Origin of the sequence: uncultured Methanobrevibacter sp., assembly GCF_947166415.1 — an archaeon.
Taxonomy (GTDB): Archaea; Methanobacteriota; Methanobacteria; order Methanobacteriales; family Methanobacteriaceae; genus Methanocatella.
Genome location: NZ_CAMVEE010000001.1, coordinates 92,329 through 105,123, shown reverse-complemented (window position 1 = coordinate 105,123; position 12,795 = coordinate 92,329). Strand labels below are relative to the sequence as shown.

Here is a 12,795-nt window from a genome sequence, read left to right as displayed (position 1 = left end):
TAATTATTATTTCTTTTACAATATGCAAATATTATAAAAGATATTAATTGAATATATAATAATGATTTGATTAAATTGTGTGATTAAATGAAAAGTGATAATATTAAAAAAGGAATTCAAAGGGCTCCACACAGGTCTCTTTTAAGAGCTTGTGGACTAGATGATGAAGACTTTAAAAAACCGTTCATTGGAATCGCCAACAGTTTTACAGATATTGTACCTGGCCATATCCATTTAAGGGACCTGGTAGAATTTGTAAAGGAAGGTATTATTGCCGCCGGAGGCATTCCATTTGAATTTGATACAATGGCTGTATGTGACGGAATCAGTATGAATCATGAAGGAATGAAATATTCCCTTCCTTCTCGTGAAATCATCACCGCTACTGTTGAGAGCATGACAAAAGGGCATGCGTTCGACGGATTGGTTTTAATTCCAAGCTGTGATAAGGTTGTTCCGGGAATGATTATGGGGGCAGCCAGAGTCAATGTTCCTTCAATAGTTGTTACAGGAGGACCTATGGCAGCTGGTTCTTATAAAGGTGAGCCTGCAGATTTGATTACAGTTTTTGAAGCTGTTGGTGCATATTCCGCTGGAAAAATGTCTGAAGAGGAGGTTTATGAACTTGAAAAATGTGCCTGTCCTGGTGCCGGAAGCTGCTCAGGTTTATTTACAGCAAATACTATGGCATGCATAACAGAAACAATAGGTTTATCCCTTCCCACATGTGCAACAACACATGCAAACACCGAAGAAAACAATCAAATTGCTTTTGATTCTGGTAAAAAGATTATAGAATTGGTGGAAAAGGACATAAAACCTTCAGATATCATGACTCAAGAGGCATTCAATAATGCGATTGCTGTTGATATGGCTTTAGGAGGATCATCAAACACTGCACTGCACATTCCTGCACTTGCCAGTGAAGTTGAGGGGGTTGATGTTGATTTGGAATTGTTCGATAAGATTTCTAGAACCGTTCCTCACATTGCTCTTATTTCTCCTGCAGGTGAAGATTCAATGATGGATTTGCACTTGGCTGGAGGTATTCAAGCGGTACTTAAAACATTAGGCGATAAAATCGACACCAATCAGTTAACTGTTACATGCAAGACCATTGCAGAAAACCTTGAAAGTGTTGAGAATAAAAACACAAATGTGATTCATCCATTGGACAATCCTGTTCATGAAGATGGTGGAATAGCTATTCTTAAAGGTAACCTGGCCCCTAACGGCAGTGTTGTTAAGAAAGGTGCCGTAGCTGATAATTTAATGTATCTTAAAGGCCCTGCTAAAGTTTATGACTCTGAAGAGGATGTTACAAAAGCAATATTTGACCATGAAATCAATGAGGGCGACATAGTAGTAATCAGATATGAAGGACCTAAAGGAGGTCCTGGAATGAGAGAAATGCTAAATCCAACTTCAGCTCTCGCCGGTATGAACATTAAAGATGTTGGATTGATAACCGATGGAAGATTCTCAGGAGGAACAAGAGGACCTTGTATTGGACATGTATCTCCTGAAGCAATGGAAAATGGACCAATTTCCATCATTGAAAATGGAGACATAATAGAAATAGACATCAACAACAGGTCCATCAATGTAGAACTCTCAGATGAAGAGATCGCTTCCAGACTAGAAACTGTTAAACATCCTGAAAGTGAAGTTGACGGATGGTTGGCGTTATATCAAAAATTGGTTCATTCTGCTGATACTGGTGCTATCTTAAGGTAGTGTTAACATGGAAATATTAAAATACTCAGAAATTGATTTGGCTGAAACCATTAAAAGATCAGAACAAGATGTAAATAATGTTTTGGATACCGTATCCGATATTTTAAATAATGTTCGCGAAAATGGTGATGAGGCAGTAAAATCATATACTGAAAAATTCGATGGGGTCTTGATTGACGATTTGAAGGTATCTGATGAGGAAATTAAGGAGGCTTACGATACCCTTGACGATTCTTTGCTTACAGCATTGAAAAATGCCGCTCTAAACATTGAGAAATTTCATAAAAAACAGATTCCCAGCGAATGGAATATTGAAGTTAATCCTGGAATAACTGCAGGCCAAATTGTAAGGCCAATCAACAGTGCAGGATGTTATATTCCTGGAGGGAGAGCTGCTTATCCTTCATCTATTTTGATGACAGTAATTCCGGCAAAAATTGCAGGGGTTGAAAAAGTAGTATGTGTTACTCCACCTCAGAATGATGGAAAAATTTTAGATGCAATTTTGGTTGCTGCAGACATTGCAGGTGCAGATGAAATTTATAAGGTTGGTGGTGCACAAGCTATTGGTGCTCTTGCCTTCGGTACCGAGTCAATACCAAGTGTTGAAAAGATTGTAGGGCCGGGTAATATTTTTGTAACTGCAGCTAAAAAACTAGTGTATGGTCAAGTGGATATTGAATTTCCTGCAGGACCTTCCGAAGTTTTAATATTAGCTGATGATACAGCTATACCAAAATACATCGCAACCGATATTTTAGCTCAAGCTGAGCATGATCCAAATGCATCCTGTTTTTTAGTGACTGATTCTGAAAAGCTTGCAAATGAAACAGATAAGATTGTAAAACAATTAACAGAAGTTGCTCCAAGGCGTGAAATTATAGTAGAATCATTGTCTAAAAGTGGAAAAATCATTATCACTGACACATTCGAAGAAGCTATTCATGTTACAAATGAATATGCTCCTGAACATTTAATCATATCCACTCAAGACGACGATGAAACATTATCCCACATAAAAAATGCCGGTTCAATCTTTTTGGGAGCTTATTCTCCTGTTGCTGCAGGTGATTATGGATCCGGAACAAACCACGTATTACCTACAGGCGGTGGAGCTAAGATGTATTCCGGATTATCTACAGAAGCTTTTATTAAAAAGCCAACAGTTCAAAGGATTACAAAAGATGGTCTTAAAGAATTGGCCAAGACTTCCATTCCTATTGCTGAATATGAAGGATTCTTTGCCCATGCAAATTCCTTCAAGACAAGATTAGAGGATGATTGAATGGATTTTGAAAGGGTCGACATGAGAGAAATGACTGCTGAAGAATTGATTAAGGCAGGTGAAATGGCTGAAATTGTCTTTAAACTTAATCATACATTGCCTAACAGTGATGAATATAATCAGCTTATCAAAGAGTTGTTTGGAGACAATATTGGTGAAAACAGTACAGTCATGGCTCCAATTTCAGGAGCTGCTTTTGACCATATCAAGATTGGAAGCAATGTTTTCATTAATTCCAATTGCCTTTTCATGGCACGTGGCGGAATAACAATTGAGGATGATGTCATGTTTGCGGCCAATGTTCAATTATTGTCAAATAATCATGATGAATATGACAGGCAAGTTCTGACATGTAAACCTATAATCATTAAAAAAGGAGCTTGGATTGGCGCAGGGGTGACTATTTTGCCGGGAGTTACAATTGGTAAGTACGCCATAGTTGGTGCGGGAGCGGTTGTAACAAAAGATGTTGGTGACTATGAGGTTGCTGTCGGCATTCCAGCTAAAGTCGTTAAGACTTTAGACAAAGAGAAATTTGAAGAATAATTTATTCAAATTTTTTTATTTTTTTTTAAAACCCCTATTTTTGCATATCTTTATTAAATATTAAATTTAATATTAAAAATATAATGAAAATTTATCATTATTTTTATTTTTATAACCGAGGTGAATAATTTGCAAGGTTTATTAAATGATTGGAGAAGAACAAATTACGCTAACCAGACTACTCCTGAAATAGCAGGTAGTGATGTTACCATTATGGGTTGGGTACATGAAATCCGTGATTTCGGTGGAATCATGTTCGTTATCATCCGTGATGTAACCGGTAGAGTTCAAGTAACTGCTCCAAGTAAAAAAGTAGGCGAAGATATATTAGAAGAATTAAGAGAACTTAGAAAAGAATCTGTTGTAGCTATTAAAGGTACAGTTCAAGAAGCAGGAAAAGCACCAAACGGTGTTGAAATCCTACCAAAAGAAATTAAAATATTAAACTTAGCTAATCAACCTTTACCAATGGATCCTACCGAAAAAGTTAAAGCAGGAATTGATACAAGATTAGATTCAAGATTTTTAGACATCAGAAAAGAAAACGTTTCTGCAATATTCAAAATTAAAGGTCAAATGTTCCATACTATCAGAGATTTCTTCTATGATAATGGATTTTATGAAATCAACACTCCTAAGCTAGTGGCATCCGCTACTGAAGGAGGAACAGAACTGTTCCCAATTACTTACTTTGAAAAAGAAGCATTCTTAGGTCAATCCCCACAATTATACAAACAAATGATGATGGGAGCTGGAATGGACAAAGTATTTGAAATTGGTCAAATTTTCAGAGCAGAAGAGCACGATACCTTAAGACACTTAAACGAAGCGGTTTCCATCGATGCAGAAGCTTCATTCGCAGACGATGAAGATGTAATGAAAATATTAAATGACATGCTCATTCAGGTTTTAAAGGATATTAACGAAAATTGCGCTTCCGAATTAGAGGTTTTAGGACACGAATTGGAAGTGCCTACTAAAGATTTCCCTCATGTGACTTATGATGAAGCTGTTGACATCGTTAACTCAAAAGGCGTACTTATGGAATGGGGAGAAGATTTATCCCGTGAAGCTGAAAAAGCATTAGGTGACACAATGGGAGGATTCTACTTCTTAACCAGATGGCCGTCAGCTATTAAACCATTCTACGTAATGCCTGTTGAAGGTGAAGAACAATACTCACATGCTTTCGATTTAATGTACAACAACTTAGAGTTATCTTCAGGTGCTACTCGTGTTCACCAACATGATTTACTCGTAAAACAAATCGAAGAAAGAGGATTAAATCCTGCTGGATTTGGAAGCTACTTAAAAGCATTCGAATATGGTATGCCTCCTCATGCAGGTTGGGGTTTAGGTGCTGATAGGTTAACTATGGTACTTACAGGATCTGAAAACATCCGTGAATGTGTACTCTTCCCAAGAGACAGACACAGATTAACCCCTTAATTTCTTTTCTTTTTTTAAAAGATAATATGAAAGAATATGACATAGCTATTATTGGTGGAGGTCCTGCTGGAATCATGGCAGCTATTGCAGCCAGCAAGACTTCAAAAGTAATATTGCTTGAAAAAAACCCGTCATTAGGACGTAAATTATTGCTTACTGGCGGTGGAAGATGCAATATTACTAACAATAAACCAATAAAAAAGCTATTGGATTCTTTTGATAATAAAAATTTCTTAAAACACTCTTTTTATACGCTTAATAATGAAAAATTACTCTCATTTTTTGAAAATAAAGGCCTGAACTTTATTGAAGAGGATGACAACAGAATTTTTCCAGAAACTGAAAAGTCCAGTGATGTGCTGAAAGTACTAACTGATTACCTTGAAGATGTTGTTATAAGTTATAACTTCGAAGTTAAAAAAATCACTGAAGGCTTCATTATCAATGATGAAATAAAAGCCGAGAAGGTAATAATTGCTACTGGAGGCATAACCTATCCTCAGACCGGGTGCAGCAAGGACAACTATAATTTGACATCCCAACCGACAACTGACATAAAATATGGTTTGGTTCCTCTAGTTACTAAAAAGGATTTATCCGATATTGCTGGAACTACATTATTCGATGTCGATGTCATCTATAATAAGGTCAAGGTCAGAGGTAACGTTTTATTTTCTCATGTTGGCTTGACAGGACCCGGAATCATAAATTTAAGCAATGATATTTCAAAAAGCTTAAATTATAACTTATTGGAAAACGATCCTAATTTTGATTTGGAAATAGCTATTGATTTATGCCCTGCTTTCACTCGTGAAGAGTTAAAAGAAAGATTTGCCGACGATTTTCAACTTAAAGGAAAAACAATGATTAAAAATTACCTGAAGCTGTTTTTAACTAAAAATTTCATTGATTACTTTTTATCAGAAATAGATTTGGATGGCGAGACCCAGCTTTCAAGGGTAAATAAAAAAAGCAGAAATCTCATGATTGAAAAATTAAAGAGATTTACTTTTGAAATCACAGGATTTAATGAAGACCTATCTAAAGTGACTATTGGCGGTGTTAATGTTATAAATGTCAATCCAAAAACAATGGAATCCACATTAATTCCTAATTTATATTTTGCCGGCGAAGTATTGGATTTGCACGGCCCTACTGGTGGATACAACTTGAAGATAGCTTTTTCAACAGGTTATCTGGCAGGGTTGTCTGCAAGTGAAAAATAATTTCAGGATACTATATTTTTTTTAAATTTCTTATATAAAACAAAAATATTTAACTATATTTTAACTAATAGTTATATTATGACAGACAAAATGTTCATGGGTGCATCAACTAAACAAGGTTTGGATATAGCTACTAAAAGTAGAGAAATTATTCGTGGCCTTATTGGAGATGATGTCAAAGATTTAAATCCTGCCGAAAGGGACATTGTGGAAAGGATTGTTCATTCCACTGCCGATCCTGAGTATGCAAAACTTGTACATATAAGTCCTGATTTTGTAGATGCAGCTATGGCTTCCTTAAGAAATAATGAAACTATTTTAACCGACATTAACATGGTTAAATATGGTATTACAAGATATGAAGGGGAAGTTGAGTGTTATATCAGAAATGAGGAAGTAATCAAAATAGCCAAAGAAAATCAGATTACAAGGGCTGCAGCGGCTATGCGTTATGCTGCAGAAAATGATTTCGAAGGCATTGTCGTTTCTGGTAATGCTCCAACAGCTGTTTTTGAAGCTATGGATTTATATGAAAAAGGTGAAATGAATCTTAAAGCTATTGTTGGAGTTCCTGTAGGTTTTGTAGGGGCTGCTGATTCAAAAGAAGCTTTAAAAAATTCCAATATTCCAAATATTGTTGTTGAGGGTCCTAAAGGCGGGACACCTATTGCTGTAGCATGTGTAAATTCATTAATCCAACATTTATAAAGGTGAAATATATGTCTTCTGAAGAATTGTACAATGAATCTATTAATTATTTCCCGGGAGGAGTAAACTCCCCAGTACGTGCATTTAAACCTTATCCGTTTTTCGTTAAAAGTGCGGGGGGTTCTAAAATCAACGATGTGGATGGAAATTCCTACATTGATTATTGTTTAGCTTACGGTCCTTTGATATTGGGTCATGCTAATCCTAAAGTTGTAAGGGAAGTATCCAATCAATTGACTATAGGAAGCGCTTATGGAGCTCCTACAGAAAACGAAATTAAACTTGCAAAAGAAATCGTTTCAAGAATACCTTCTGCTGAAATGGTAAGGTTTGCAAACAGTGGAACTGAAGCAACAATGAGTGCAATAAGACTTGCTCGTGGTTTCACTGGTAGGGATAAAATTGTTAAATTTGAAGGGGCATATCACGGAGCCCATGATTATGTTTTAGTTAAAGGCGGTTCTGGTGCAGCATGTTTGCCTGATTCTGCAGGTATTCCAGTTGATACCACCAAAAATACTTTGTCCGTTCCATTCAATGATGAAGAAGCATTAACAGAATTAATTGAAAAGGAAGGAGAAAATATTGCCTGTATCATAATGGAAGTTGTAATGGGAAATATTGGATGTATTGAACCAAAACCAGGATTTTTGGAATTCATTAGAAAAATTACAGAAGAAAATGGAATCGTTTTGATTTTTGATGAAGTTATTACAGGATTTAGAGCTTCAAAAGGTGGTGCCCAAGAATATTATGGTGTCACTCCAGATTTAACCACACTTGGTAAAATTGTAGGTGGAGGTCTTCCAATGGGTGCATTCTGTGGTAAAAGGGAGATAATGGAATTGATTGCTCCTAACGGTCCTGTCTACCAGGCAGGTACATTTTCTGGTAATCCTATTTCTGTTCAAGCTGGAATTTCCACTTTATCTCAATTGGATGATGCTTTTTATAAGGATTTGGAAAGAAAAGGAAATTTCCTTAGAAGCGAAATTAGTGCCAGCGTTGATCAGATGGAGTTAAATATTCAACCTGTTGGCTTAGCTTCCATGTTACAAATTTATTTCAATGAAAATGAAGTTTATAACTATGAAGACGCTAAAAAATCAGACAGTGAAAGATTTTTAGTGTATTTCAGAGAATTATTAAAAGAAGGGGTTTTCATACCTCCTAGCCAATTTGAGTGCAATTTCATTTCAAGCGCTCATAGTATGGAGGACTTGGAAAAAACTTCACAGGCTATTGATAATGCATTAAGAGCTGCATTCAAATAAAATTTAAAGGTGTTTGTGTGACAGATTGGAAAGAAATCGCATCATATGTCGTTATTTTAATTATTGTCTTGATAGCAGCACAGCATTTAAATGTTGTCGTTTCAGGAAGTATGGAACCTGCATTCTATAGGGGAGACATTGTCCTTATAGAAAAGGCAGATTTCTTTGGCATACATGAGTTCAATGTTGATGATGTTGAAGTAGGCGATGTTGTTGTTTATGATGCAAAGTGGTTTAACCAACCAGTAATTCATAGGATTATAAATATTACAGATATTAACGGAACTACAATGTACATGATTAAGGGGGACAATAATAATGCTCCCGACCCGTATTATGTTACAAAAGAGCAAATCCAATCAAAGGTTGTAACATTTGGCGATAATCTGGTTGTAATTCCAAAGATAGGTTATCTTTCCCTTTGGTTAAGGGGTTTATGATTATTATAAGGTGAGTTAATGTATTTTGAAATTGAAAAACAAGCGATTGAAGCTATTAATAAGGCTTTAGATCAATATGATGAAGAAATAGACAGAAATTTTAAGTTAGAATTTCCTCCTAACCCAAAATTAGGAGATTTGGCAAGTACAATTGCTTTTGACCTAACAAAAAAATTAAGAACTTCACCTCCTGAAGTTGCTAGCGATTTAGTCGAAAAGATTGAAGTTCCAGAGATTTTCTCTAAAGTTCAAAACTTCGGCCCTTACGTTAACTTTTTCATTGACTATGAAAAGTTCGCGAAATTGCTTTTAGAAAAAGTGGATGAGGATTATGGTAAACTTCCGGCATATGGTGAAAAGATTGTATTGGAACACACTTCCGCAAATCCGAATGGTCCACTTCATATTGGACACATCAGGAATTCAGTTTTCGGAGATTCCCTTTCAAGACTCTTGAAATTAGCCGGTAGGGATGTTGTAACCCAATATTATGTCAATGACATGGGAAGACAGATTGCCATAATCGTATGTGGAATAACTGAATGTGGCTTAAAAATTGAGGATTATGAAGCCGATAAGATTGACCACCAAATTGGAAAGCTTTACTTCGATGCAAATAAGGCAGTTGAAGAGGATGAAGCATTAAACGCTAAAGTTGATGAATTAATCCAAAAATACGAAAGAGGAGAAGATGAGGAATTAAACAAAGTCTTTGAAGATGTTGTTTCAAAATGCATTTCAGGAATGAAGGAATCCCTTTTAAGAATGAATATCGTCCATGACGATTTCGTATGGGAAGGCCAGTTCGTAAGAAGCGGCGAAGTTGATGATGTTGTAAACTTCGTTCAAAGAGAAGGATTCACAAGAGAAGATGATGTTTTATACATTGATTTAACCGACTTTAACATAGAAAAAGAATTTGTATTGCGCCGTTCCAATGGAACATCACTTTATTCCACTAGAGACCTTGCTTATCATAAATATAAAGCTACTTTAGGCGATACTGTACTTGATATTTTAGGTTCAGACCACAAATTGGCGGCTGAACAAATCAGAATAATTTTCGAAGAAATCTTTAGGCAAGAACCTCCTGAAGTAATATTTTATGAATTCATTACCCTTCCTGAAGGTTCAATGTCCACAAGAAGAGGAAAATTTGTATCTGTTGATGAATTAATTGATGAAGCAGTCTCAAGGGCAACTGATGAAATTAAATCCAGAAATCCTGATTTGACTGATGAAGAAATTGCACCAATGGCTGAAGAAATAGGTGTTGGAGCCATAAGGTTCTTCATTGCTAAGTTATCCCCTGAAAAACACTTGACTTTCAAATGGGAGGAGGCATTAAGTTTCGAAAGAGGCTGTGCTTCCATTCAATACGCACATGCTCGTGCATGCAAATTACTTAAAAAATCAGGCAAAGACATCAGCTCTTTGAAGGTTGCTGATGATTGGGTTCCTAATGAAACCGAGCAAGATTTGGTAAGGCAAATTGCTAAATTCCCACAAGTCGTTGAAGATTGTGCTAACAAGAAAAGAGTTCACAACATTACACAATACTGTCATGATTTAGCAGGTTCATTCAATAAGTTCTACAAATCAGAACAAGTAATTGGATCTGATTTGGAAGATACAAGACTTATATTGGTTGATAGGGCTAAAACCACTATTAAAAACGCTTTAGATATTTTAGGTGTTTCCGCACCTGAAAAAATGTAGATGAGTAAAATTGACTCATCTTTAATTTCTTTTTTTTAAATTAATCCACAAAATAAATATAATCTTCTTTTCTAGGTAAAGGTTCTGGAGCTTCCATATCTGGATAGCCTAAAACTACGTGTCCAATGCCTTCGTAAGTTTCTGGGATTCCCCATTCCTTTAACATTTCTTTTCCTTTTTCGGATGCAAATTCATCACGGGCTCTGTGAATCCAGCATGATCCGACACCAACCGCATGAGCCGCATTAACAAGAACTGCTAAAACACTTGACCCATCTTCGACATATGTTGGAAATTCGCTGTCTGCAAGCACAATCAAAAGTGTTTTTGCACTATAAAACGGATCCAAATCATCTGGAACTGGAACAGGGAAAAAGCTTTTGTTCCATTCGGATAATTCTTTAATTTTTTCTTCATCCTGTATAACAACTATTTTTGGTGATTGGGCACCTCTGCCTGTTGGAGCATATGTCCCGGTTTCTAAAATGATTTTTAAGTCTTCATCTGAAATTTGCTCGTCTTTGAATTTTCTTATGCTTCTTCTAGTCTTTAAGTCGTTTATTGTTTGGTTCATATTAAGTCCTCACAGATTTTTTTAAGTAATTTTTTAAAATTGTCATATTCACTTTCAGTTAAGCTTTTTTTGATTGTTTCATCCCATTTATCATCATAACCCATAATCTTCTGTGCGATTTCAGCTCCGTCAGCTGTCACACTAATGATTTTTTTTCTTTTTTCCGGAGTTTTTCTTATCAATCCTTTCTTTTCAAGCTTGTCAAGATTCCTGGTTATTGTGCTTTCATTCACATGAAGTGAGCTTGCAAGTTCTTCCTGGCTGATTCCATCATTTTTATAGCTTTTTATAAGTAATGGGTATAGTCCAGAACTCAACTCCACATCCTTTAATTTTTTATTTAGAAACTTATTCTGATTTCTGTAAAGCAGGGAAACAAGAGGTGCTGTTGGTATATCGCTATCAAACGCCATTGTTTTCACTCCTGATTAGTTTGTTGATGTAAAGCTCAATGCATGCATAACATATAAGGGAACCAATTCCCCCTCCTAAAAGCATTCCGCAATAGATCCCAAATTCTCCCATATTAAATGTAAAGCCCAGAAGATATGCAAATATTAAAACGAGGATGAATTCCCTGAATGTGGTTAATATAAATGAAATTGTTCCTTTACCGACACCCTGAAATACATTTCCTGCACTTGCTCCAAACGGAACATATAGGATAAATAAGCACATTATTTGCATGAAACTTGCAATCAGCGGTTCCAATTGTGCGCTGTTTTCTGAATATGAAAATATAAATGCGATTTGATTTGCAAATACATTTAAGATTATACAGACAATAATGGAAGCTATTAAAGCCACTTTAACAGCATATCTTGCGGTGACTCTCAGATTTTCATATTTGCGTGCTCCGTATGCCACTCCAGCTACTGATATTGCTGCTGTTCCGATTCCAATTGCAGGAAGCATTCCGATATTGATGATTCTCCAGCCTGCAGTATATACTGCTACTGCTGTCGGTCCGGAAACCAGGGTGAGCATATAGTTAACAAATATTGTCAATACGGACAATACTAGCTGTTCCAGACTTGCTGGGATACCAACTACCAAAATATCCTTGTACATTTTAAGGTCATTGTGGAAGTCTTTAAAGTTATATGAGAGGTATGTATCTTTTTTAACAAAAATCCAGTAAAACATAACCCCTAAACTTATAAGTGGTCCTAATACTGTTGCCCATGCAGCTCCCTTGATTCCCATTCCTAAAGTGTAGATGAAAATAGGATCAAGAATCATATTGATTATTGCTGCTAGTGCGATTGGGACAGTGGCACGCTTAATGTCTCCTTCAGCTCTGAATGCTCCTCCCACTATCGGAGGTATCAAAAGAGCGAATGTACATGAAAATATTATGAATCCGTAGTCTATAGCGTAGTTTAGAACGCTGCTAGCTCCCATCATATTGAGCATGGGTTCCATAAGAATAACAAAAATGATTGAAATGATGACAGATACGATGACGCTTAGGATAAGGTTGTGGATTGCTGCATTATTCGCTGATTCCTTATCTTCCGCTCCTATGTATCTTGAAATCAATGAGTTACCGCCCGCTCCAAGGCCATTTCCAAATCCAACAATAATCATAAATAATGGTGTAATATATCCTAAAGCTGCAAGTGGTTCTGCACCGAGTCCGGCTACCCAGATACTGTCAATAATGTTGTTTGCAAAAATTAGAAACATACTGGCTATAATAGGTAGTGATAGTTTATTTATGGCCTTCTTAGGGTCTCCTGTAATCATTTCAATATTTTCATTTTTCTCCATATTTTACCTCTCTTGCATATGCAATTATACTCTTGTATATGCAAGTGTTATTATATAAAGGTAT

General features: G+C 36.0%; 12 protein-coding genes. 9 read left to right on the top strand and 3 right to left on the bottom strand.

All coding sequences use genetic code 11. The annotated features are described in order from the left end of the window. Positions 1–87 precede the first annotated feature (87 nt). The 9 genes from ilvD to argS all read left to right on the top strand — a co-directional run bounded on the left by ilvD (position 88) and on the right by argS (position 10,384). Complete coding sequence (gene ilvD, locus Q0W25_RS00400; protein ID WP_298517472.1) at positions 88–1,737, top strand: dihydroxy-acid dehydratase; 1,650 nt, start codon at positions 88–90, stop codon at positions 1,735–1,737. A gap of 7 nt (positions 1,738–1,744) precedes the next feature. After that, positions 1,745–3,022, top strand: coding sequence for a histidinol dehydrogenase (gene hisD, locus Q0W25_RS00395; RefSeq protein WP_298517470.1), 1,278 nt, complete (start codon positions 1,745–1,747; stop codon positions 3,020–3,022). Continuing rightward, entirely contained in the window at positions 3,023–3,568 is a 546-nt protein-coding gene (locus Q0W25_RS00390; protein WP_297826066.1) for a DapH/DapD/GlmU-related protein, read from the top strand. A 129-nt stretch (positions 3,569–3,697) separates the two neighbouring features. Beyond that, positions 3,698–5,017, top strand: coding sequence for an aspartate--tRNA(Asn) ligase (gene aspS / locus Q0W25_RS00385; protein WP_297826064.1), 1,320 nt, complete (start codon positions 3,698–3,700; stop codon positions 5,015–5,017). Positions 5,018–5,043: 26 nt separating this feature from the next. Next, positions 5,044–6,243 (top strand): aminoacetone oxidase family FAD-binding enzyme, encoded by a 1,200-nt coding sequence (locus tag Q0W25_RS00380; RefSeq protein WP_298517465.1) that lies wholly within the window; start codon positions 5,044–5,046, stop codon positions 6,241–6,243. Between the two features lie 78 nt (positions 6,244–6,321). Next, positions 6,322–6,951, top strand: a complete 630-nt coding sequence (locus Q0W25_RS00375) for a cobalt-precorrin-8 methylmutase (RefSeq protein WP_297826059.1) — start codon at positions 6,322–6,324, stop codon at positions 6,949–6,951. An 11-nt stretch (positions 6,952–6,962) separates the two neighbouring features. After that, the gene (hemL, locus tag Q0W25_RS00370) at positions 6,963–8,225 is read left to right on the top strand and encodes a glutamate-1-semialdehyde 2,1-aminomutase (RefSeq protein WP_298517462.1); all 1,263 of its coding nucleotides are present in this window, start codon (positions 6,963–6,965) and stop codon (positions 8,223–8,225) included. 17 nt (positions 8,226–8,242) lie between these two features. Further along, a complete protein-coding gene (locus Q0W25_RS00365) occupies positions 8,243–8,665 on the top strand; it encodes a signal peptidase I (RefSeq protein WP_297826054.1) in 423 nt (140 codons plus the stop codon). An 18-nt stretch (positions 8,666–8,683) separates the two neighbouring features. Beyond that, positions 8,684–10,384 carry an arginine--tRNA ligase gene (argS, locus tag Q0W25_RS00360; RefSeq protein ID WP_298517460.1) on the top strand — a complete coding sequence of 567 codons (1,701 nt, stop codon included), beginning with the start codon at positions 8,684–8,686 and terminating at the stop codon, positions 10,382–10,384. Positions 10,385–10,424: 40 nt separating this feature from the next. Here argS and Q0W25_RS00355 read toward each other — a convergent pair whose 3' ends face one another. Genes Q0W25_RS00355 through Q0W25_RS00345 form a run of 3 tightly spaced genes read right to left on the bottom strand, consistent with a single transcriptional unit; the run spans position 10,425 to position 12,731 of the window. Beyond that, positions 10,425–10,958, bottom strand: a complete 534-nt coding sequence (locus Q0W25_RS00355; RefSeq protein WP_298517457.1) for a nitroreductase — start codon at positions 10,956–10,958, stop codon at positions 10,425–10,427. Continuing rightward, entirely contained in the window at positions 10,955–11,371 is a 417-nt protein-coding gene (locus Q0W25_RS00350) for a MarR family winged helix-turn-helix transcriptional regulator (protein ID WP_298517455.1), read from the bottom strand. Before Q0W25_RS00350 ends, Q0W25_RS00355 begins: the two co-directional genes overlap by 4 nt. Next, positions 11,361–12,731 carry an MATE family efflux transporter gene (locus Q0W25_RS00345; RefSeq protein WP_298517452.1) on the bottom strand — a complete coding sequence of 457 codons (1,371 nt, stop codon included), beginning with the start codon at positions 12,729–12,731 and terminating at the stop codon, positions 11,361–11,363. The genes Q0W25_RS00350 and Q0W25_RS00345 overlap by 11 nt, the downstream gene beginning before the upstream one ends. Between the last annotated feature and the right edge of the window lie 64 nt (positions 12,732–12,795).